Origin of the sequence: Kosakonia sp. WA-90 (assembly GCF_039871955.1) — a bacterium.
GTDB classification, from domain to species: domain Bacteria; phylum Pseudomonadota; class Gammaproteobacteria; order Enterobacterales; family Enterobacteriaceae; genus Kosakonia; species Kosakonia oryzendophytica.
Genome location: NZ_JBDPLJ010000006.1, coordinates 23,735 through 46,682, shown reverse-complemented (window position 1 = coordinate 46,682; position 22,948 = coordinate 23,735). Strand labels below are relative to the sequence as shown.

General features: G+C 53.8%; 21 protein-coding genes. 8 read left to right on the top strand and 13 right to left on the bottom strand.

All coding sequences use genetic code 11. The features are described from left to right. Positions 1-8: 8 nt before the first annotated feature. Complete coding sequence (locus ABGA49_RS12005) at positions 9-1,427, top strand: glutamate synthase small subunit (protein WP_061492982.1); 1,419 nt, start codon at positions 9-11, stop codon at positions 1,425-1,427. A 111-nt stretch (positions 1,428-1,538) separates the two neighbouring features. On the opposite strand, the gene sspB is transcribed toward ABGA49_RS12005, so the two are convergent. The 5 genes from sspB to zapE form a co-directional block, all read right to left on the bottom strand. Beyond that, entirely contained in the window at positions 1,539-2,042 is a 504-nt protein-coding gene (gene sspB / locus ABGA49_RS12000) for a ClpXP protease specificity-enhancing factor (RefSeq protein ID WP_088236599.1), read from the bottom strand. 4 nt (positions 2,043-2,046) lie between these two features. Continuing rightward, positions 2,047-2,685 carry a stringent starvation protein SspA gene (gene sspA / locus ABGA49_RS11995; RefSeq protein ID WP_045512693.1) on the bottom strand — a complete coding sequence of 213 codons (639 nt, stop codon included), beginning with the start codon at positions 2,683-2,685 and terminating at the stop codon, positions 2,047-2,049. A 312-nt stretch (positions 2,686-2,997) separates the two neighbouring features. Then, positions 2,998-3,390, bottom strand: coding sequence for a 30S ribosomal protein S9 (rpsI, locus tag ABGA49_RS11990; RefSeq protein WP_000829818.1), 393 nt, complete (start codon positions 3,388-3,390; stop codon positions 2,998-3,000). Between the two features lie 15 nt (positions 3,391-3,405). Then, positions 3,406-3,834 carry a 50S ribosomal protein L13 gene (gene rplM, locus ABGA49_RS11985; protein WP_004868222.1) on the bottom strand — a complete coding sequence of 143 codons (429 nt, stop codon included), beginning with the start codon at positions 3,832-3,834 and terminating at the stop codon, positions 3,406-3,408. A 243-nt stretch (positions 3,835-4,077) separates the two neighbouring features. After that, positions 4,078-5,205, bottom strand: a complete 1,128-nt coding sequence (gene zapE / locus ABGA49_RS11980; RefSeq protein ID WP_347665602.1) for a cell division protein ZapE — start codon at positions 5,203-5,205, stop codon at positions 4,078-4,080. Between the two features lie 189 nt (positions 5,206-5,394). Between zapE and zapG the strand changes: the two genes are divergently transcribed. The 3 genes from zapG to degS all read left to right on the top strand — a co-directional run bounded on the left by zapG (position 5,395) and on the right by degS (position 8,498). Then, on the top strand, positions 5,395-5,793 hold the full coding sequence (zapG, locus tag ABGA49_RS11975) for a Z-ring associated protein ZapG (RefSeq protein ID WP_088236601.1): 399 nt from the start codon (positions 5,395-5,397) through the stop codon (positions 5,791-5,793). A 169-nt stretch (positions 5,794-5,962) separates the two neighbouring features. Beyond that, a complete protein-coding gene (degQ, locus tag ABGA49_RS11970) occupies positions 5,963-7,336 on the top strand; it encodes a serine endoprotease DegQ (protein WP_347665601.1) in 1,374 nt (457 codons plus the stop codon). Between the two features lie 94 nt (positions 7,337-7,430). Further along, positions 7,431-8,498 (top strand): outer membrane-stress sensor serine endopeptidase DegS, encoded by a 1,068-nt coding sequence (gene degS / locus ABGA49_RS11965; RefSeq protein ID WP_061499737.1) that lies wholly within the window; start codon positions 7,431-7,433, stop codon positions 8,496-8,498. Positions 8,499-8,567: 69 nt separating this feature from the next. Here degS and mdh read toward each other — a convergent pair whose 3' ends face one another. After that, on the bottom strand, positions 8,568-9,506 hold the full coding sequence (mdh, locus tag ABGA49_RS11960; RefSeq protein WP_061492977.1) for a malate dehydrogenase: 939 nt from the start codon (positions 9,504-9,506) through the stop codon (positions 8,568-8,570). A 408-nt stretch (positions 9,507-9,914) separates the two neighbouring features. Here mdh and argR point away from each other — a divergent pair, with 408 nt between their 5' ends. The 3 genes from argR (at position 9,915) to yhcN (ABGA49_RS11945) (ending at position 11,391) form a co-directional block, all read left to right on the top strand. Next, entirely contained in the window at positions 9,915-10,385 is a 471-nt protein-coding gene (gene argR / locus ABGA49_RS11955) for a transcriptional regulator ArgR (RefSeq protein ID WP_061492976.1), read from the top strand. A 377-nt stretch (positions 10,386-10,762) separates the two neighbouring features. Beyond that, positions 10,763-11,026, top strand: coding sequence for a peroxide/acid stress response protein YhcN (gene yhcN, locus ABGA49_RS11950; protein WP_061492975.1), 264 nt, complete (start codon positions 10,763-10,765; stop codon positions 11,024-11,026). A gap of 101 nt (positions 11,027-11,127) precedes the next feature. Then, the gene (gene yhcN / locus ABGA49_RS11945; protein WP_061492974.1) at positions 11,128-11,391 is read left to right on the top strand and encodes a peroxide/acid stress response protein YhcN; all 264 of its coding nucleotides are present in this window, start codon (positions 11,128-11,130) and stop codon (positions 11,389-11,391) included. Between the two features lie 57 nt (positions 11,392-11,448). Here yhcN (ABGA49_RS11945) and ABGA49_RS11940 read toward each other — a convergent pair whose 3' ends face one another. The 5 genes from ABGA49_RS11940 to aaeX all read right to left on the bottom strand — a co-directional run bounded on the left by ABGA49_RS11940 (position 11,449) and on the right by aaeX (position 16,418). After that, entirely contained in the window at positions 11,449-11,718 is a 270-nt protein-coding gene (locus ABGA49_RS11940) for a hypothetical protein (protein WP_061492973.1), read from the bottom strand. 45 nt (positions 11,719-11,763) lie between these two features. Next, positions 11,764-13,218, bottom strand: coding sequence for an NAD-dependent succinate-semialdehyde dehydrogenase (locus ABGA49_RS11935; RefSeq protein ID WP_347665600.1), 1,455 nt, complete (start codon positions 13,216-13,218; stop codon positions 11,764-11,766). A gap of 83 nt (positions 13,219-13,301) precedes the next feature. Next, the gene (gene aaeB / locus ABGA49_RS11930) at positions 13,302-15,269 is read right to left on the bottom strand and encodes a p-hydroxybenzoic acid efflux pump subunit AaeB (RefSeq protein WP_347665599.1); all 1,968 of its coding nucleotides are present in this window, start codon (positions 15,267-15,269) and stop codon (positions 13,302-13,304) included. Positions 15,270-15,274: 5 nt separating this feature from the next. Continuing rightward, positions 15,275-16,207, bottom strand: coding sequence for a p-hydroxybenzoic acid efflux pump subunit AaeA (gene aaeA / locus ABGA49_RS11925; protein ID WP_088236604.1), 933 nt, complete (start codon positions 16,205-16,207; stop codon positions 15,275-15,277). 7 nt (positions 16,208-16,214) lie between these two features. After that, a complete protein-coding gene (gene aaeX / locus ABGA49_RS11920; RefSeq protein WP_061492969.1) occupies positions 16,215-16,418 on the bottom strand; it encodes a p-hydroxybenzoic acid efflux pump operon protein AaeX in 204 nt (67 codons plus the stop codon). 214 nt (positions 16,419-16,632) lie between these two features. Here aaeX and aaeR point away from each other — a divergent pair, with 214 nt between their 5' ends. After that, positions 16,633-17,556, top strand: a complete 924-nt coding sequence (gene aaeR / locus ABGA49_RS11915) for an HTH-type transcriptional activator AaeR (protein ID WP_061492968.1) — start codon at positions 16,633-16,635, stop codon at positions 17,554-17,556. Between the two features lie 36 nt (positions 17,557-17,592). On the opposite strand, the gene tldD is transcribed toward aaeR, so the two are convergent. Both tldD and yhdP read right to left on the bottom strand, forming a co-directional pair. Beyond that, the gene (gene tldD / locus ABGA49_RS11910) at positions 17,593-19,038 is read right to left on the bottom strand and encodes a metalloprotease TldD (RefSeq protein WP_134318833.1); all 1,446 of its coding nucleotides are present in this window, start codon (positions 19,036-19,038) and stop codon (positions 17,593-17,595) included. A gap of 84 nt (positions 19,039-19,122) precedes the next feature. Then, positions 19,123-22,932, bottom strand: coding sequence for an AsmA2 domain-containing protein YhdP (gene yhdP / locus ABGA49_RS11905; protein WP_134318632.1), 3,810 nt, complete (start codon positions 22,930-22,932; stop codon positions 19,123-19,125). Between the last annotated feature and the right edge of the window lie 16 nt (positions 22,933-22,948).

Here is a 22,948-nt window from a genome sequence, read left to right as displayed (position 1 = left end):
GAATTCAGATGAGTCAGAATGTTTACCAATTTATCGACCTACAGCGCGTTGACCCGGCAAAAAAACCGCTGAAACTGCGTAAAATTGAATTTGTTGAGATCTATGAGCCCTTCTCTGAAGGTCAGGCCAAGGCGCAGGCAGATCGCTGCCTCTCCTGTGGCAACCCTTACTGCGAGTGGAAATGCCCGGTTCATAACTACATTCCGAACTGGCTGAAGCTGGCTAACGAAGGGCGTATTTTCGAAGCCGCAGAGCTGTCGCATCAGACCAACACCCTGCCGGAGGTGTGCGGGCGTGTATGCCCGCAGGATCGCCTGTGCGAAGGCTCCTGTACGCTGAATGACGAATTTGGTGCCGTGACCATCGGTAATATCGAGCGCTATATCAACGATAAAGCCTTCGAAATGGGCTGGCGTCCGGATTTAACGGGCGTGAAGCAGACCGACAAGCGTGTCGCCATCATCGGTGCAGGTCCGGCCGGGCTGGCGTGTGCCGACGTGCTGACCCGCAATGGTGTAAAAGCGGTCGTCTTTGATCGTCACCCGGAGATCGGCGGCCTTCTGACCTTTGGGATCCCGGCATTTAAGCTGGAAAAAGAGGTAATGACGCGTCGTCGTGAAATCTTCACCGGCATGGGCATCGAATTCAAACTGAATACAGAAGTCGGTCGTGACGTACAGTTGGAAGATCTGCTGAAAGAGTATGACTCCGTCTTCCTGGGCGTGGGAACCTACCAGTCCATGCGTGGTGGCCTTGAGAATGAAGATGCGCAGGGTGTCTATGATGCATTGCCGTTCCTGATCGCCAATACCAAACAGCTTATGGGCTATGGCGAAACACCGGACGCACCTTACGTCAGCATGGAAGGTAAACGCGTCGTGGTGCTTGGCGGGGGTGACACCGCGATGGACTGCGTACGCACTTCGGTTCGCCAGGGTGCCACGCACGTCATCTGCGCCTATCGCCGTGACGAAGAGAACATGCCGGGCTCGAAACGCGAAGTGAAAAACGCACGCGAAGAGGGTGTGGAATTCCAGTTTAACGTGCAGCCGCTGGGCATTGAGATTAATGCCAACGGGAAGGTCTGCGGCGTGAAAATGGCGCGTACCGAGATGGGGGCACCGGATGCGAAAGGGCGTCGTCGTGCAGAGATCGTTGCAGGTTCAGAGCATGTGGTGCCTGCGGATGCAGTTGTTATGGCGTTTGGTTTCCGTCCTCACAGCATGGAGTGGCTGGCGAAGCACAGCGTTGAGCTGGACTCTCAGGGCCGTATTATCGCACCTGAAGGTAGCGAAAATGCCTTCCAGACCAGCAACCCGAAAATCTTTGCCGGTGGTGATATCGTGCGGGGTTCCGATTTGGTCGTTACCGCCATCGCCGAAGGCCGTAAGGCGGCTGAGGGCATCATGAATTTCCTTGAAGTGTAATATCCATGTAGTGCCCAAAAGGAGGCTTCGGCCTCCTTTTTTATTGTCTCTTTTCAGGGAAGCATTCAGGAACTACCGATAGCAAAACAGGGCCAACCGGCCCTGTTTGTTTTATTTCACTACCCGCAGCGATGGACGCCCACCGCGCGGCGGCGGATCATCGTCAGGATTGTTATCCTGATCGTCTGCATGGTCAGGTTTATCACCGTCGATAACCGACATTACCGTCTCGCTTTCCTGCGCAGAAGCCTCGCCATCATCGTTCAGACTAACGGCGTCTTCGTCGTATGCAGCCTCTGGTTCAAACATGGTGCCAGCGCCGTTTTCACGGGCATAAATCGCCAGTACAGCGGCAAGCGGCACAGAGACCTGGCGAGGTACACCACCGAAGCGAGCGCTGAAGCGCACTTCGTCATTGGCCAGCTCCAGGTTTCCGACCGCGCGCGGCGCGATGTTTAACACGATTTGCCCGTCACGCGCATACTCCATCGGCACGCGTACGCCCGGCATCGTCACATCAACAACCAGATGCGGCGTAAGCTGGTTATCCAGCAGCCATTCGTAAAAGGCCCGTAATAAGTACGGACGGCGTGGAGACAGTTGTGACAAATCCATGCAATTAACCCCGGCCCAGGCGCATTTCGCGCTCGGCTTCTGTCAGAGAGGCGAGGAAAGAGTCGCGTTCAAATACCCGCGTCATATATCCTTTCAGCTCTTTAGCACCTGTGCCGCTCAGCTCGATACCCAGTACCGGCAAACGCCACAGCAGCGGAGCAAGGTAGCAATCCACCAGGCTGAATTCGTCATTCAGGAAGTAAGGTTTCTGGGTGAACAGCGGGCCAATCGCCAGCAGTTCTTCACGGAGTTGTTTACGCGCTGCGTCAGCCTGCGCACCGCTGCTGTTCTGGATAGTATTCATCAGCGAATACCAGTCCTTCTCAATACGGTGCATGTACAGACGGCTTTCACCGCGTGCGACCGGATAAACCGGCATCAACGGCGGGTGCGGGAAACGCTCATCCAGATATTCCATAATGATGCGTGATTCCCACAGAGTGAGCTCACGATCTACAAGTGTCGGTACGCTTTGATTCGGGTTGAGGTCAATCAGATCCTGAGGAGGATTATCCTTTTCCACGTGCTCAATTTCGAAGCTGACACCTTTTTCGGCCAGCACGATACGGACCTGATGGCTATAGATGTCCACAGGACCAGAAAACAGCGTCATTACCGAACGTTTGTTGGCAGCGACAGCCATGAAAACCTCCAGGTATATTCAGTATTTACTACTACCGGACCTAATCGACCGGTCAGATGTTGAGTTAACCACCCGCGCGTACTGTCACTCTCGTTTAAAAAGCAAACAAAAAATGAACAATCCCAGCCATTTGGGCAGAAAATTGGATGATAGTTTACCAGATTTTGCGGGCTTTGTGGTGAGGGGATTCTGGAAATGCTGAAAAAGAAGAGATAATCAATCAATTACTGTGGATAAGATGATTTTTATCCATAAAAAAACCCGGTTTGCACCGGGTTTTTTCGCCAATCGTTCTGCCGAAGCAGAAACCAATTAACGTTTGGAGAACTGCGGACGACGACGTGCTTTGCGCAGACCGACTTTTTTACGTTCAACCTGACGAGCGTCACGAGTGACGAAGCCAGCTTTACGCAGTTCGGAACGCAGAGACTCGTCGTACTCCATCAGAGCGCGGGTGATACCGTGACGGATCGCGCCGGCCTGACCAGAGATACCACCACCTTTAACAGTGATGTACAGGTCCAGTTTTTCTACCATATCAACCAGTTCCAGCGGCTGGCGAACTACCATGCGAGCAGTTTCGCGACCGAAGTACTGTTCCAGAGAACGCTGGTTAATAACGATTTTACCGTTGCCCGGTTTGATGAACACGCGAGCGGCGGAGCTTTTGCGGCGACCAGTGCCGTAGTATTGATTTTCAGCCATTGCCTATAATCCCGATTAGATGTCAAGAACTTGCGGTTGCTGTGCCGCGTGGTTGTGCTCGTTGCCTGCGTAAACTTTCAGTTTACGGTACATAGCACGACCCAACGGGCCTTTTGGCAACATGCCTTTAACCGCGATTTCAATCACACGCTCAGGACGGCGGGCAATCATCTCTTCAAAGGTCGCTTCTTTGATACCACCGATGTGGCCGGTGTGGTGGTAGTACATTTTGTCTTCACGCTTGTTGCCGGTTACAGCAACTTTTTCTGCGTTCAGAACGATGATGTAATCACCAGTATCAACGTGCGGAGTGTATTCCGCTTTATGCTTACCGCGCAGGCGACGAGCCAGTTCGGAAGCCAGACGGCCCAGAGTTTTACCGGTCGCGTCAACAACATACCAGTCGCGTTTTACGGTTTCTGGTTTAGCTGTAAAAGTTTTCATTAAAAGCTTACCCAAATAAATTAGTTACACGTTGGTGAACACCCAAACGCTTAAATACAAGTGAGGTTCACACGACATTGTCCAGTAAACCCACCCCTTCGGATATGTTTAGCCGGCACACAAGTGTTTCGGGAAAAAAACCTTGTTGTAACGTGGGGTCGCAGGATTATAGAGAAGTCGGGGTCAAAGATCGACCCCTTTTTGTGATTTGGATTGGGATTTGTCGCGTCTTTTCCCGCCTCACTACGGCATATGTGTGCGTTTCAGATACTCCTCGCTCTGCATCTCCTGCAAACGCGATAAGCAGCGCTGAAATTCAAACTTCAGGCGTTCACCTTGATAAATCTCATGCAGCGGCGTCGCGGCGCTCACCACCAGTTTGACGTGACGCTCGTAAAACTCATCCACCAGCGCAATAAAGCGCCGAGCCTCACTTTCCATCAGCGGCGTCATCACGGGCACATCAAATAACAGAACGGTATGGAACAGCCGTGAGAGTGCAATGTAGTCGTGCTGACTACGCGCATCCACACAGAGCGTGGCAAACGACACCGCCAGCGTCTGGTTTTCCACGCCCAGGGTTGGCAACGGCCGGTGATTAATTTCCAGCTCCGGCGCTCGCTCGCGTTTTGCACCCGCCAGCGCCAGCCAGAGTTTGTCCATCTGCTGGTGAGTTTCATCATTAAGTGGCGTCAGCCACAGATGCGCCTGCGTTAACGTGCGTAGGCGATAATCCACACCCGCATCGACATTCATAATGTCGCAGAACTGCTTAATTGCATCGATAGCGGGCAGGAAACGCGAACGCTGCAAGCCGTTGCGATACAGCTCATCTGGCGGAATATTCGAGGTGGCAACCAGCGTGATCCCACGCGCGAACAGCGCTTTCATCAATCCGCCAAGTAACATTGCGTCGGTGATATCCGACACGAAAAATTCATCGAAACACAGCACATCGGTTTCGGCTTTAAAGCGATCAGCCACAATTTCCAGTGGGTCTGTTTGCCCTTGCAGCGAAGTGAGCTCTTCGTGCACACGAAGCATAAAACGGTGGAAATGCAGGCGCTGCTTACGGGCTCCTGGCAGGCTTTGATAGAACAGATCCATCAGCCAGGTCTTCCCGCGCCCTACACCGCCCCACATATACAGGCCGCGTACTGGTGCTAACGTGCGCGTATCGCGCTTACCCAGCCATTTGCTGAACGTTGCCAGCAGTCCGCTGTTCTGCGGCGCGGCAGTTTCGCTACGGTCGATTAACGCCTGGTAAATAATATCCAGTCTATTAACCGCTTCTTTTTGCACATCATCCGGCTGATGACTACCCTCGTGCAGGGCATTTAAATATCGCGATGTCGGGGAAAGGCTTTGCATGGTGTTATTGTTGTTCCTTGAAAATCGATCCGCCCCCACAGGGTTGACGAAAAAAAGGCCGTTCTACACTACGCGATGCTGCGGCAGGATTCCACTTCTGCACTATTAGCGGTTATAGTGGCACTATCAGGCGCAGGCAGGAGCTTGCTGCCGGGACCCTACGGAATCACAAAACAACGGGAGAAGTTCATGACCTGGGAATATGCGCTAATTGGGTTGGTTGTCGGCATTATTATCGGTGCCGTGGGCATGCGTTTCGGAAACCGCAAATTGCGCCAACAACAGGCCTTGCAATACGAACTGGAAAAAAACAAAGCCGAACTGGAAGAGTACCGCGAAGAGCTGGTGAGCCACTTTGCTCGCAGCGCAGAGCTTCTGGATAACATGGCACACGACTACCGCCAGCTTTACCAGCACATGGCCAAAAGCTCCTCCAGCCTGCTGCCGGAAATGTCCGCGGAAGAAAACCCGTTCCGTAACCGTCTGGCTGAATCCGAAGCCAGCAACGATCAGGCGCCGGTACAGATCCCGCGCGACTATTCAGAAGGCGCATCCGGCCTGCTGCGCGGCAGCGCAAACCGCAAATAATCGCTCCTTTTCCTTATTTTTACGGGCGCGTATCGCGCGCCCGTCCCTTCTTCTGCATCGCAGCTATTATTTAGTCGTTCACCTCATTGTTACGCGGTTGAAATTTCAATAACATCAAATTGTTTTGGAGCGTCATTCCTTTCACTTCAGGTAACGAGAGCCAGCATCAATGAAGAAACCAACCCAGCTGTTGAGTGCGTTTGCGTTAAGTGTCGGGTTAACTCTCTCGGCACCATTCCAGGCGATGGCGGCGATGCCATCACAAGTGCCTGGCCAGGGTGCGCTACCAAGCCTTGCGCCGGTTCTGGAAAAGGTTCTGCCCGCTGTGGTGAGTGTGCAGGTTGAAGGCACAGCCGTACAGGGTCGGAAAATCCCTGAGGAACTGAAGAAATATTTCGGCGAAGAGATGCCGGATCAGCAGCAGCAACCGCAGCCCTTTGAAGGTCTGGGTTCCGGCGTCATTATCGATGCCGCCAAAGGTTATGTATTGACCAATAACCACGTCATCAATCAGGCGCAAAAAATCAATGTGCAACTGAACGATGGGCGCGAGTTCGAAGCCAAACTGATTGGCAGCGACGATCAGAGCGATATTGCTCTGCTGCAGCTGCAAAACGCGTCTAACCTGACGCAAATCGCTATTGCCGATTCGGATACGTTGCGCGTGGGCGATTTCGTTGTCGCTGTTGGCAACCCGTTCGGCCTGGGTCAGACGGCGACATCCGGCATTGTCTCTGCGCTTGGGCGAAGCGGTCTGAATCTTGAAGGGCTGGAAAACTTTATTCAAACCGACGCCTCTATCAACCGCGGCAACTCCGGCGGCGCACTGCTGAATCTTAACGGTGAGCTGATCGGTATTAATACGGCGATCCTCGCACCGGGCGGCGGTAGCGTAGGCATTGGCTTTGCCATTCCCAGCAATATGGCGCAAACGCTCTCTAAGCAACTGATTCAGTTTGGTGAGATAAAACGCGGCCTGCTCGGTATTAAAGGCACGGAGATGAGCGCAGACATCGCCAAAGCCTTTAATCTCAATGTTCAGCGTGGCGCATTTGTCAGCGAAGTGTTACCGAATTCCGGATCTGCAAAAGCAGGAATCAAATCCGGTGATGTGATTGTTAGCCTGAACGGGAAGTCTTTAAACAGCTTTGCTGAGCTGCGTTCACGTATTGCCACCACAGAACCCGGTTCAAAAGTGAAACTCGGCATTCTACGCGATGGTAAACCGCTGGATGTGGAAGTGACGCTGGATAAAAGCACCTCCTCTTCCGCCAGCGCGGAGCTGATTTCTCCCTTCTTGCAGGGTGCAGAGTTAAGCGATGGCCAGCTTAAAGACGGCACCAAAGGCATTACCATTGGCGAGGTAGAGAAAGGCAGCGCCGCTGCGCAGGCCGGTCTGCACAAAGATGATGTGATCATTGGCGTGAACCGCGATCGTGTGCAATCCATCGCGGAAATGCGCAAAGTGCTGGAAACGAAACCTTCGGTAATGGCGTTGCATATCATCCGCGGAAACGACAGCATCTATTTATTGCTGCGTTAAGCGTTTCCCCTTCCCGGGCATCACCGCCGCATGTGATGTCCGGGTAACTCATGGTATGCTGCTGCCGTTCCCTCTTATTAATGACTATCCCATCATGTATGTGAAGCTTTTACGCTCGGTTGCAATCGGTGTTGTCGTGGGTGGCCTGATCATCGCCGCCATGCCTTCGTTACGCCAGCATAACCCTCTGATGTCACGTCAATTCGACAGCGCAGACGAAACACCCGCCAGTTATAACCAGGCAGTTCGTCGCGCGGCGCCCGCAGTGGTGAATGTCTATAACCGCAGCCTGAATAGCTCCACCCATGACCGCCTCGAAATCCGCACCCTCGGTTCTGGCGTAATCATGGATCAACGCGGCTATATCATTACCAACAAACACGTGATTAACGACGCAGACCAGATCATCGTCGCGTTGCAGGATGGTCGTGTGTTTGAGGCGCTGCTGGTCGGTTCGGATTCACTGACCGATTTGGCGGTACTGAAGGTTAACGCCACCGGCGGACTGCCGGTGATCCCCATCAATGCCAAACGCACACCGCATATCGGTGATGTGGTTTTGGCTATCGGCAACCCGTATAACCTCGGGCAAACCATTACCCAGGGGATTATCAGCGCCACCGGTCGTATCGGCCTGAACCCTACCGGTCGGCAAAATTTCCTGCAAACCGATGCCTCCATCAACCACGGCAACTCCGGTGGTGCATTGGTTAACTCGCTGGGTGAACTGATGGGCATCAACACCCTTTCCTTCGATAAAAGTAATGATGGTGAGACGCCAGAAGGCATTGGTTTTGCGATCCCCTTCCAGCTGGCTACCAAGATTATGGATAAGTTGATTCGCGATGGCCGGGTAATCAGGGGCTATATCGGTATTGGCGGTCGGGAAATCGCTCCATTGCATTCGCAGGGCGGTGGCATCGATCCGATTCAGGGGATTGTCGTTAACGAAGTCTCAACCGATGGGCCAGCCGCGCGCGCAGGCATCCAGGTGAATGATGTGATTACGTCCGTGAACGGTAAACCTGCGGTTTCAGCTCTCGAAACCATGGATCAGGTCGCGGAAATTCGCCCGGGTTCGGAAATCCCGGTGGAAGTGATGCGTGATGATAAGAAGTTGACCTTCAAAGTCACGATTCAGGAATACCCGTCGACCAATTGACGACAACAAAAAACCGGAGCGACAGGCTCCGGTTTTTTTTCGCTTCCCGCCATCGCGGGGCTACAGCTTTTAGCGGTTAACGAAGTCAACGCCAAGCTGGATGTCTTTATGTAGCGTCTCCAGCATGCCTTCAAGCGACTGCTGCTCAAATGCGCTGAGCTTACCGATAGCATGACGCTCTTCGATACCGTTTTTCCCCAGACGCAGCGGTTGTGCAAAGAAACGCGCATACTCGCCGTCACCTTCAACATACGCACATTCCACCACGCCTTGTTCACCTTGTAGCGCGCGCACCAGCGACAGACCAAAACGCGCAGCGGCCTGGCCCATAGAAAGTGTTGCAGAGCCGCCACCCGCTTTCGCTTCAACCACTTCTGTACCCGCATTCTGGATACGTTTGGTCAGATCAGCGACTTCCTGCTCAGTAAAACTCACGCCCGGAATCTGTGACAGCAACGGCAGGATGGTGACGCCAGAGTGGCCACCGATCACCGGCACTTCAATAGTGCCTGGCTGTTTGTTCTTCAGTTCGGCGACAAAGGTATTAGAACGGATGATATCCAGCGTGGTCACGCCAAACAGCTTGTTCTTATCATAGACACCGGCTTTTTTCAGCACTTCAGCAGCAATAGCCACGGTGGTGTTCACCGGGTTGGTGATAATGCCAATGCAGGCTTTTGGCGCGGTTTTCGCCACCTGCGCCACCAGATTTTTGACGATACCCGCATTCACGTTGAACAGATCGGAGCGATCCATACCCGGTTTACGTGCGACGCCAGCCGAAATCAGGACGACATCAGCCCCGACCAGCGCAGGGGTAGCGTCTTCGCCGGCAAAGCCTTGAATGTTCACATCGGTCGGAATATGGCTGAGATCCACAGCGACCCCTGGCGTGACAGGGGCAATATCATAGAGTGAGAGTTCTGAACCAGAAGGCAGTTGTGTTTTCAGTAGTAGGGCTAGCGCCTGACCGATACCGCCGGCCGCGCCGAGGACTGCGACTTTCATCCTAAACTCCTTATTATGGTTAGCTAAATATTTTGTTACTCCGTTGCGGCGACCTTAATTCACCCTGATAATTATGACAATGACCCTGCAAAAATTCTGCGGACTGGCACACTGTTAGATCTTATAGTAGGTGGATACGACCGACAGATCGGCAAACTAAGCAACTAACACAGAGAGTTTATAATATAGCTCTGTTGTTCACCAAAATTACATCAACTTTATAACATTTACTTTACTTTCAAATGTTATTTGCGACGCAGGACACAAGCCACTGTCCTTCATGGCAGTTTTTGATAAACTCCGCGCCTTCCACGGTTTTTTTCAGAATTTACCTCAGCAGATTATTTGCATAAAAATTCATCAATATGCATAATGATGTTGTTTTCATGGCCATAATACGGGTGACTTATGCGAAGCTCGGCAAAACAAGAAGAATTAGTTAAAGCGTTCAAAGCGCTGCTTAAAGAAGAGAAATTCAGTTCTCAGGGAGAAATTGTTCAGGCGTTGCAGGATGAAGGCTTCGACAATATTAATCAGTCCAAAGTATCCCGCATGCTGACCAAATTCGGTGCGGTGCGCACACGCAACGCAAAAATGGAAATGGTTTACTGCCTGCCGGTTGAACTTGGCGTCCCGACCACGTCCAGTCCGCTGAAAAACCTCGTGCTGGATATCGACTATAACGACGCGGTGGTCGTGATCCACACCAGCCCGGGTGCTGCGCAGCTTATTGCACGTCTGTTGGATTCTCTGGGTAAAGCAGAAGGGATCCTCGGCACCATCGCCGGTGACGACACCATCTTTACTACGCCTTCCAGCAACTTTACCGTTAAACAACTGTACGAAGCGATCCTGCAAGTCTTCGAACAGGAGCTTTAATCGCTTTCCCCCCGGTTTTTACCGTGGGGGAATGTTCGGCTTTTCTTCCCCTCACCCCGACATTTCACCACGCTTACTTTAACAGTTAGTGCGATTTATCGTTTCGCTTGACCGCTCCAGCGCATACCACCGCACAAAAAATCAAATCCAGATATCCATATGATTTTATTAACTATCGTTAAGTAATTTATGCCGTAGCGGTGATTTTTTATGCCTCAAGGTAATAAAAAAGCACATCCTTTATTCCGATAATTGAGAGTTATAATTAGCTTGGTATTAATTCTTTGCGTGATTAGTGTATACTTGATTTTGTGATGAGGGTCACGAAATAAGACCCCCGAAGAAATTAAAGCAAAGAATACGACGAGGTAAGCATCATGAATATCAAATCAACTGTAGCAACACTGAGCCTGCTGTCAGCACTGTCATTCGGCGCATTCGCCGCTGATTCCATCAATGCGGATCAGGCACAATCCCGCCAGTCTCTGGGCACCGTTTCTGTTGGCGCGATCGCCTCTTCTCCGATGGATATGCGTGCTGAGCTGAACAAAAAAGCGGAAGCACAAGGCGCATCGGCTTACCGCATCATCGAAGCCCGTACCGGTGACCAGTGGCACGCTACTGCTGAACTGTACAAATAAGTTTTACCAATAAACCCTATGTAATGTCGCTCAACAGCACCAGGCATAAAAAAAGTGGTTCAATCCTTCTCGCTGTTGAGACGCTCTTAAGGAGACTGACAATGAAACGTAATCTGATCATCGCATCCCTTGGCCTTGCTTCACTGATCTCTTTTGGCGCAAGCGCCGCCACCCTGGTCACTAACGATCAGGCCAGCAACCTGCAACCTATGGGCAGCGTCTCTGTATCACAGGTAGCCGGTGTGCCGATGGATATTCGCCAGGAACTGTCCGCAAAAGCTGACGAGGCGGGTGCCAGCAGCTATCGCATTATCGAAGCACGTACGGGCGACCATACGCACGTAACGGCGGAACTGTATAAATAAACCCTCGTCGTCTTGTCCGACGACTTGCCCCTGCCTGTCAGGGGCTTTTTTTTGCCTTCAGCGAACATTAAAGCGCAACTGACCTTCCAACTCCTCTTCAGCTTCGTCGAACAGCAAAATCAACGCACCAAAACGGCGACGCTGTTTTTCCGGTAAATGCGTAAACTCAATCTCCACCGGTAACGGTAACTCCCCTTCCATCACCACGTCCCACAATGAATCCAGATCGTGAATTTTCTCGCGATCAATAGCGAACTGGTGGGTAAATTCGCGATAGAAAGCACGTTGATCAACAATGTTTTTAAAATCGAACGTATAGGTTTTCATGGTCTCCGCCCCCCGCCAACGGGGCGGCATCCGCCGCCCGTAACGTTACAGTCCCCCGAGATGCAGGGTTTTCACTTCAAGGAATTCCTCCAGTCCCAGCACCGATCCTTCACGGCCCAGTCCCGACTCCTTCACCCCGCCAAATGGCCCCAGTTCCGTTGATACAGCGCATTCGTTAATGCCGATCATCCCGCTCTCAAGCGCCTGCGAAACACGGAATACCCGCTGCAGATTCTGCGTATAGAAGTAGGCCGCAAGACCAAAAGGCGTGGCATTAGCCCGCGTCACGACCTCCTCCTCCGAGGTAAACCGGAAACAGGCCGCCACCGGACCAAATGTCTCTTCCTGCGCCAGTTTCATACCGTCACTGCAATCGCCCAGAACCGTGGGAAGCCAGAAATTACCCCCGAGGCTATGAGGTTTGCCGCCCGTCAGCACTTTCGCGCCTTTGGCCACCGCATCGTCCACATGCTCGCGCACTTTCTCCACGGCGGCAGTTTCAATAAGCGGGCCAACGACTACCCCCTCATCCAGACCATTCCCAACCTTCAGCGCGCTCACTGCTGCGCTCAACTTCTGGGTAAACTGCTCATAGACCGATTCATGGATATAAAAACGATTAACGCTGACACAAACCTGACCGGCATTACGGAATTTATTAGCAATCGCCCCCTGCACCGCCGCGTCGATGTCCGCATCTTCAAACACGATATAAGGTGCGTTCCCGCCAAGCTCCATCGACACTTTCTTCATCGTTTCGGCGGCATTGCGCACCAGCGTTTTACCGACAGCGGTCGAACCAGTGAACGAAATCTTGCGCACGTCATGGCTGGCCATAATTGCATCGCTGATTTCAGCGGTATTGCCGGCAACGGCATTCAGCACACCATCCGGTACTCCCGCTTTTTTTGCCAACGTCAGCAAGGCAAACGCGCTAAGCGGCGTGTTATTGGCAGGCTTGATGACCCCGGTACAACCCGCAGCCAGCGCTGGTCCCAGTTTGCGCGTCAGCATCGCCATCGGGAAGTTCCACGGCGTAATAGCCGCCACCACACCGACGGGTTCTCGGGTCGCCAGGATCCGCGAACCGGGCTTAATCGGGGGAATAATCTCCCCGTTGGCGCGTTTGGCCTGCTCCGCAAACCACTGAATAAAGCTGGCGGCATATTCCACTTCGCCTTCGGCTTCTTTCAAGGGCTTGCCCTGTTCGGTGGTCATCAACCGACCCAGCCAGCTTTTATTTTCAATGATCAATTCATACCAGCGATAAAGAATGGTGGAACGTTCTTTCGCGGTTTTCGCCCGCCATGCGGGGAAGGCCCGGCTCGCAGCGGCGATGGCCTCTTCCGTCTCTTTTTTGCCTGCTTTAGCAACTTTCGCAATGACTTCACCGGTGGCGGGGTTCAGAACGTCAAATGTGGTAGCCAGCGATTTCCAGACGCCATCAACCAGATAACCGGTCTGAAAAAGCGCGTTATCCTGCAGTGCCTGCGTGGTCATTTGTCCTCCTGATCGGTGATATGTGAAATCTCTTCCCAAGTATAGACATAAAAAAACCGACGCTTTTGGCGTCGGTTCTGTGTTTAACTGCGGGTAAGCGCATGCTGGTATTTCCGTAACATGCCTGTCAGCCGGTGTACAGGCTCTGTAACCTGCGGCGGAGCATCCCAGTGGTGCAATTTATGCTGGTAAATGTCCAGCTCATCCAGTAACTGCGTAAAACTGAGCTGGCGCTTATTATCGTTACTGGCAGAAATGACCTGCGCGGCGGTACGACGTAGCTGCCGGTGAAACGCCGAGAGATCGTCATTAATCGGTACAGGCGCATCGCGCAGGCGCTGGTGAGCAATAATCAGCGTTAATGCCAGACGAAACTTCGCTATATCGCCGGGAAATTTGTTCAACAGCAGAAAAAGCTGCTGGTACAGCGCAGGCAAATGGTTCTCTTTACGGCGCGCAGCATTGGTGGTCATCGCCGACACCGCCGCCGACACAAACTGATTCAACAACATGCGTCCGGTGCGTGCTTGCGAATTATCCCGCACCAGCAGCAGCACCAGCATCGCCAGCACCACACCCACCAGTTGCCCCAGCGCATTATCCAGAAACTGGCTGAACTTAAAGGTCATGGGGTTATCCAGCACCAGGATATTAATGGTTCCCGCCAGTGTCGCCATCGAGCCCAAACGCCGTTTCTGCACTTCTATGCCAATGAAGAACGCAAGCACCGCCATACTGATACAGAGCAGCAGCATGCTTTGCTGGGTAGAAGGCAGGATCACTAAGTAATAGAACGACCCGATAGGCAACGCCCATAACATGCCGTATATAAAGTCTTTTGCCACCATTTTCGGATTAGGCAAACGCATCGCCAGTGAGGTGACAACGGCAATCATCACCATCGAACCGCTGCCAGATGTCCAGCCCGTCCATAACCAGAACAGCGTCCCAAGCATGCATGATAATGTCGTGCGCCAGAAGTTAACCATCGCATGATGGCGCTCCGCCGATTCCGGTTTCACCACCGTTTCGCCCTGCAACACCTCTTCTTCAATGGTGCCGATCTTCGCATTACCCATCACGCCACGTTTCAGCAGCAGATAGCGGGTTGCCGCGCCAACCCAGCTATAAATGGTCACCGGCGTCTCCCGCTCACCGGTCCAGGCGATCACGCGACGCATTCTTTTCATCTGTTTGTGAACATCCTGCACACTGTCGACCGGCTCATTGAACAGATCGCGGAAGGTGTCCGTGATCAGCTCCGGGCGAGTATTTTGAATCAGGTACGTTTCGCACGCCTGCGTGATTAATGTCAGCGACAGAGTATTTATCACCTTCAGGCGTCGGTTAGCACGCCCCCAGCGGGAAGACTCAATTTTCAGGTTGGTGCGCATGCCCTCCAGCGCGGTCGTCCGGCGCACCAGGGCGGCCCAGGCTTTGTCGACTTCTTCACTGTCGCCATGTTTGATGCACAACTGCATCAGTTGATAGTGCGCCACCAGCAGACTATCCAGTTCACGGTCAATTTCCTGCTTAATTGAGCGCGGGGAAAACAGCAGATCGGCGACAATCGCACAGAGAATACCCACGACAATTTCGCTGCAACGTTCAACGGCAAATTGCGGGGCCAGCAGCGGTTCAGTTTGAATGGTGACGACAATAATTAACGCGGTGTAACCCGCCAGTCCCCAGGCATAGGAGTTTTCGACGCGCACCAGCGAAGAGACCCAGGTGCAAAACCCGGCCCAGATACAGCACACCATCAGCATCAGCAGTGGGGTGCGGATCAGCGTGATAATAATGGTTAATCCGGCAATACAACCAATAAAGGTGCCGACAATGCGCAACATCCCGCGATAACGGATCGCACCGGAATAAGGTTCGCCGCCAGCGGCAAAGGCCGGCCCCGCAGCAACAATAGCAGCGGTCAGCACCGCCCAGCGTGGCGTTTCAAGTTGAAAGTGAAAACCGACGAACAACGCCAGCACCACGGCAAAGGCCAGTTTGAAGGCAAAACGCAGATGCTGGCTGGCAATTGAGAACAGCCCCATAGCGATTACCCCAGCTCACGCAGACGATGCGCCATTTTGCGGAAGAAAGAGTCCTGGCTTTCATCGCGATCGGATTGCCCCGTCACCACCACTGTCGCGGTCGTGCCCGACGGCCACAGGTTCCCCTGTTGCTGATCGAGGCGGATACGCACCGGCACACGCTGTGCCAGACGAACCCACTCCAGATTGGAGTCAATGGTTGCCATTCCTTTGCTGTCATTGCTGCTACTGGCATTCGTTACCCCGGCGGCAATGCTATCCACGGTTCCTTTCAATACCTGATTACTGCCCAATGGGGTCACTTCCGCCCGGTAACCCGCGCGCACACCTTCCAGTTTGGTCTCTTCCATATAAGCCAGAACATAGAACGTGTTCTGCTTCACCAATGCCACAGCGGTAGAACCACGGGTGATAAACTCACCGGCGTAAACGTTAAGGTTGGTGACCCAGCCATCCGCCGGGGCGCGAATAATCGTGCGTTCTAGATCCAGCTTCGCCAGATCGCGGGTCGCAACGGCTTTTGCTAACTGATGCAGTTCGGTTTGCAGCGTATTATTGGCCTGGTCGATTTCCTCTCGCGACATCGCCTGCACGCCCAATTGGTTACGACGCCCGGCTTCACGGCGTTTTTCGCTGACCAGCGCTTCGTAATAGGCGACATCCGCCTCGTCTTGTTCCAGGGCTTTTTGATAGCGCGGCTGATCGATAGTGAACAGAACTTGTCCCTGTTTCACCAGTTGGTTGTCATGCACATTGACTGACGTTACCAGACCGGTGACATCCGGCGCGATGGCGACGACGTCAGCGCTAAAACGTGCATCGCGCGTCCAGGGCGATTCAGTGTAATAAACCCAGGCGCGGAAGATTGCGATGAATGCCAGGATAACCAGTACCATCGTGATGGCGGTACGGGTGATATTTCTTGTTAGTGTTTTCACATCTACCTCAAACAAACAGGCGCGACAGCAGATAAAACAGGCAGCAGTAGAGCGCGGTATTAAATAACGCCGGGTGCCAGACAAAGTCGTAGATCCCGGTCGGGACCAGCACACGGCGCACCAGCCAGAAGATCGCCAGTGACAAAATTAATTCGAAAAAAATCGGTGGGAACGATAAACCGAACACCACGATTACGGGAAACAGACTCATGTTGACCTTGATTAGAGAGCACGCAGGTGACAATTTTTCTCACGTCACCGCAGGAGTAAGGGCAAGGAAAGCCAGGCGAGAGTGACGCGTTTTTTCTTACCCTGATCGGGCTTAGCCGCCCCAGGGTGATTATTCAGCTAACAGTATATTAACGTAACTGTTATGCTGTTATCTATATAATGTGATCTAAATCACTTTTAAGCCAGAGTGAATAATGGAACGACTAAAGCGGATGTCGGTATTTGCCAAAGTGGTGGAGCTGGGCTCTTTTACCGCCGCTGCCCGACAGTTACAAATGAGCGTTTCGTCCATCAGCCAGACGGTGGCAAAGCTGGAAGATGAGTTGCAGGTAAAGCTGCTTAACCGCAGCACGCGCAGCCTGGGGCTGACCGAAGCCGGTAAAATTTACTACCAGGGCTGTCGAAGGATGCTGCATGAGGTACAGGATGTACACGAGCAACTTTATGCGTTTAACAACACACCTATCGGCACGCTGCGCATTGGGAGTTCTTCAACCATGGCGCAAAATGTGCTGGCAAAAATGACAGCGGATATGCTGAAAGAGCATCCGGGATTGTCGGTTAACCTGGTGACCGGTATCCCTGCGCCGGATCTGATCGCCGACGGGCTGGATGTGGTGATCCGCGTTGGAGCATTGCAGGATTCCAGTCTCTTCTCCCGCCGTCTTGGCGCAATGCCGATGGTGGTCTGCGCTGCCAAAAACTATCTTGCCCAATACGGCATTCCTGAAAAACCCGCCGATCTGGCAAATCACTCCTGGCTGGAGTACAGCGTGCGCCCGGATAATGAGTTTGAGTTGGTCGCGCCGGAGGGGATCTCCACGCGGTTGATCCCGCAGGGGCGTTTTGTCACCAACGATCCGATGACGCTGACGCGCTGGCTGACCGCCGGAGCCGGGATCGCATTTGTGCCGTTAATGTGGGTGATCGATGAGATCAACAATGGCACGCTGGAGATCCTGCTGCCGCGTTATCAATCGGATCCCCGCCCGGTTTATGCGCTGTATACGGAAAAGGATAAGCTGCCGCTCAAGGTGCAGGTGTGTATTAACTATCTGACGGATTACTTTATCGATGTGGCAAAGGTTTACCAGAGTATGCAAGGCCGCAGTGTGTGATGCTCCCCTCCCGTAAAGGAGAGGAGCGGTGAGCCATTATGCCGTGCCGCCGACGGTGAGTTTGTCCACTTTCAGCGTCGGCTGTCCCACGCCGACCGGTAAGCTCTGGCCCTCTTTGCCGCAAACGCCAACGCCGTTGTCCAGCTTCAGGTCATTACCCACCATGGAGATCTGCTGCATCGCTTCAATGCCGGAGCCAATCAGCGTCGCGCCTTTTACCGCTTTGGTGACCTTGCCTTTTTCGATCAGGTAGGCTTCAGAGGTCGAGAACACGAACTTGCCGGAGGTGATATCCACCTGGCCGCCGCCAAAGTTCGGCGCATAGATACCATAATCCACCGATTCAATAATTTCCTGCGGCGTGGATTTACCTGCCAACATATAGGTATTGGTCATGCGCGGCATCGGCAGATGTGCATAAGACTCACGACGCCCGTTACCGGTAGGTTTAACCCCCATCAGACGCGCGTTCATTTTGTCCTGCATATACCCTTTCAACACACCGTTTTCGATCAGCACATTGTACTGGCCCGGCGTACCTTCATCGTCAATAGCAACCGAGCCGCGGCGGTCAACAATGGTGCCGTCATCCACCACGGTACAAAGTTCAGAGGCGACCAGTTGCCCCATCTGACCACTGAACACTGATGTGCCGCGACGGTTGAAATCGCCTTCCAGACCGTGACCGACCGCTTCGTGCAGCAGCACGCCAGGCCAGCCAGCGCCCAATACCACCGGCAACGTGCCCGCGGGCGCAGCAACAGCAGAAAGATTGACCAACGCCATACGTACGGCTTCTTTGGCCCACGCATCTGCGCGTACGTCGCCATCGACCTCTTGCAGGAACCAGTCATAACCAAAACGACCACCGCCGCCGCTGGAACCACGCTCGCGCTTGCCATCATCTTCAACCTGGACGCTAACCGACAGACGCACCAGCGGACGCACATCCGCCGCCAGCGTACCATCGGTTGCCGCCACCAGAATCAGCTCATAAACACCGGTCAGACTGGCGGAAACTTCCTGCACGCGCTTGTCCGCCGCCCGGGCAACGTTATCCACACGGCGCAGAATATCCAGTTTCTCTTCGCGGCTCATACTTTGCAGCGGATCGATGCTGGTATAGAGGCGCTGATGCTCCACCGCCCCCAGGGTTTTTACCTTCCCGTCGCCCTCTTCACGCACGATGGTGCGTGCCGCCTGTGCGCTCTGCTCCAGCGCCAGCAGGCTGATTTGGTCAGCATAGGCGAAACCGGTTTTCTCTCCACTCACGGCCCGCACACCCACGCCCTGGTCGATGTTATAAGAACCATCTTTGATGATGCGGTCTTCCAGAACCCAGGATTCGTGATAGCTCGACTGAAAATAGAGATCGCCGTAGTCAAGACGACGCGCGGTCAGTTGGCCAAGAATGGTAAACAGATCCTGATGGCTCAGGCCATTCGCTGCCAGCAGTTGTTCACTCACCAGATTAAGACTCATCATTATTTTCTCGTCGTTGCCGCCACTTCGGGCAATAAAAAATGCGATATAAGGAGCTTGAGGCAATTCGCTGATGCCGTCAAATCATTGCTTTTTATCCGTCCGCGCCTGGCGCAGGACTTCGTTGATCTGCGGCTGATCCACCGGACCGGTAATGCGGTAACGCAGAATCGAGACTTTATTCCACAGCGGCCCCAGAACTTTGCTGGCGGCAAACACCGCTGCGCCAACAATCGGGTTAACCGCAAATGCCGCCGCGACGCCAACGGTAGCGGAAATTTCCGGTGCGACGACCGCTTCAACATCCAGTTCCCGCCGGACCAGGTCCACCGAACCTTTCATGGCGATATCCGCTTCCAGGCCGTCCACCAGCGTATCGTCGCTGTGCAGCACACCATCTTTGATCCACGCAGTACTGCGAATCGAGTCGAACCAGAAACCCTCACTGCTGAATGTGTCACTAAAATCCAGACGCAACTTTCGCAATAACGAATCAACACTGAACAGACGCAATAGCTGCCCGGCATGGCCGGTGCTGATATCGGTGATTTGCCCCTTGCCCAACCGCGTACGCAGGATACCGTTGAGCGACTCCTCCTGCGGCTCCCAGGGTGGGTTACGCCAGTGCAGGTCATAGTTGATATCGAAAGAGGAACCCCGTACAGGCGTTGGCACGCCGAAGAAACCCATTGCCGAATCGAGCTTATCGCCGCGCAGAGCGCCTTTGATGGAGGTACGCTCATCACCGGCTTTGTTCACCCACTCGCCTTCAGCTGTCAGGCGTGCAAGACCGCTATCGACCAGGCCACCAACCAGCGTCATCGTCTCGCCTTTAATGGCGAAATCGCCGTCAATGCGGCCATATTTTTGCCCCCACAGCCAGCACTCTGCGCAGCGTAACTGCAAATCGGGCCAGCCGGTGAAATCCACCCGGGTTTTGCCACGCAGCAGCGTTGAAGGCGACGAAATATCATCATCATTGGGCTCGGTGCTTGACGGGTTGTAGTAGAGATAACGAATTGCAGCCAGCCACGGCGCATTATCACGCAGGGTCAGTGTCCCGCTAATCTCCCGCCCTTGCGCTTCGATCAGCGAGCCGGAAGCCTGCGGTTGCGACACGATACTCAGGTTATTCCACTGCTGCCCGCCCAGCGTCAGCGCCGGCGTGCGCAGGGTGATGCTTTGTGGGAACGTGGTGGTATTACTGACATTGTTCGCCACCCCCTGGCGTAACAAGCCCAGCCATTGCGCGCCATTCATCGCCGGAAGGTTTAATTCCAGCCCGCTCTGATCCGGTAGCGGAGGCACGGTTCGACTGTCTGACGTCCAGATCCCACGATCGAGCCCCAGCTTGTTACTCAGCAACCAGCGGCTATTAAAATGGTTGGTGCTGCCCGCGTTCCCGGTGAGATCAAAACTGTGCAGATTCCCTTCCACCTTCAGCTTGACCGGCAGCGCTTTGCCCGCCGGTTTGTCCAGCGGCGGCGGTAAGGTACTGGCGAGATTATTCAGATTGCCATCAATGTTAACTTTATAGGTCGCACCAGACTTATACGGTAACTCAATGCCGACATCGCCTTTCCACGCGACACTGCCGCGCAGCGCATCATTGAGCTGTGAGGGTAAAACGCCGGTGCGCGCAGGTTGCCAGTTACCGTCCAGATTCACCGCCACCTGATAGGCTTTGTCGCCTTCGGTGGTTGAGAAATTCACATTTAGCGGCTGATTAAACCAGGTGGCCTGTAGTGGCTCGCTCTGCAGATTGCCGTTCACAAAGCTGAACTTGCCGCTGAGATCCTTCAGAGTGCTATTAAGCGGTTTGATAAACAGGCCGTTATTACGCAGCATGACCTCGCCTTTGGCGGTCGTCCTCTCGCCGTCCAGCGGGATATCAAGATGTAAACGAGCATTCACGTCGCCATCAACTTGCAGCTCTTCCAGCGCGTTGCCAAGAGAGTCATGCAGCGGCGTCTCTTTAAAATAGGGTCCTACCGCCTTGCCAGGCCCGTTGATATCCGCATCGATGAGCAGTTTTTCTTTTACATAGTCCGGAATATTCGCGGTCAGATTACTGGCCGTCACGCCGCCGAGCGCAACGTTATCGCTCTTCATCCACAGGCCATCGTTAATAAAATCGAGCTGAATATCGAGATTTTTCAGCGCCGGCCAGTCAGGCTGGAAAGCAAACGTCGCGTTACGCAGCGGCACCAGTACTTCAAACTGGCCTTCATTGTGTTTATAAGGGAACAGACGCGGATTGCCGCCATAGACCAGCGTGGCATCTTGCGCCTGCCCCCCCTGAATGGCGGCGCTGAGATAATCCACTAACGCTTTACCCATCAAGTTTTCCGGGAAATAACGCCATGCCTGACCGCCATCCGTAACGTTGATCCCTGCCAGAATGCCGAGCCAGGGCTCATCATCCTGCGGCTGAAGATAACGGAAACCACCATGAGCATGAATGGCATTGGCCTGCACATCGATGTTGCGCCCATCGAGTTGAAAACCGTGCTCGTTCTGCTGCCAGTTCAGCGTAGCCTCGCCCTTTTCAATCTCCAGCGGCGCGCGGAACACGGTCTCATACGGCATCTTTGCTTTCGCCATATTCACGGTCAACCGGCCGTCGTCCATGCTCCCTTCAAGTGTTCCGCCCAGATGCTCCACACCAGGCAGTAGCTGCCACTGTTTCCAGGCGATATCTTTCCAACGCGCCTGGAAACGCGTTTTACCGGGGGACTGCAACGGAATATCCAGCGCTAACTGTTCCAGCAGTCCGCTGGGCTGCATCGTGCCCCAGATGTTGTAGAGCTGTGGCGAGATTTTTTCGGCAATCGGCAGCAATCCTTCCAGCCTGCTGAGCTCAAGATTGCTGGCACGCACGCGTAACTCATCGCTCTGAACGCCGCCTGCCCCGCCAGTCTCCTGTGCCGGAACCCAGGCAAAACTCAGCGAACCTTGCGGCCAGGCACGATCGTCAATGGCAATGCGTGTGGCAGGTACATCAAACTGCCACCCCTGCTGCTGGCGCGACACATGTACCGTAAGGTTATCCACCGTCATCCGGTGTACCGTGTTATCCCCTTGCCAGCTGGCACCGCCCCGCTTTAACCAGACATCGCCGCTTTCGACCACGCCTTTATTCAGCGCCATCCAGCCTTCCAGGCTGAAACGCGCGCTATTGAGCGCAACGTTGTCGCGCATCCATTCGCCAAGCCAGGGTTTGACATCGATATCATCCGCCTGCAACCAGACACGCCCATTGTTCAGTAACCCGTTGTCATCACGCAGGTCCATTCGTACCTGCATAATGCCGTGTTGGCCGGTCAGACTGGAAAGACTGACTTGCCCTTCTGCACGGTGTCTATCGTTACTGTTGAGCCAGGTTAATTGCGGGATCGCCAGTTCGGCACGTTGCCCGGAAAGGGTCAGGAAGCTGATGCGGCTGTCACGCAGATCAAAGTGATCGAACTGACGCAGGAACAGATCGCTCATGCGATCCGTCTCAAGGGCGTCGCTCGTATCGTTACGTTGCAGCGGCGTATTGGTATGTGCGACCAGTTGCCAGAAGGTAAGATTGCGGAACTGCCAGCGCAGGTGCAGCAGGCTTTGCCAGATATCCAGCGCCAGGGTTACACGTTTAATGGAGAGGTCGCTGCCGTCTTTCATCGCGGCGTGGATATCGCGCACTTCCAGCTCAGGGCCGAAATTCTCCCAGCGCGCCTGAATCTGCCCGGCCTGCACCACTATCCCCGTGCGAGCTTCGATCTGCGCCAGAATCTGCGGGCGCCAGTTATCCAGATGGGGAAGGACAAGGCGTAACCCACTCACCAGCAGCGCCACGATGACAATCAGCGTCGCTCCTGTAAGCAGCAATATCCCCGGCAGTCGCCTCACGCCTCTCTCCTTGTCA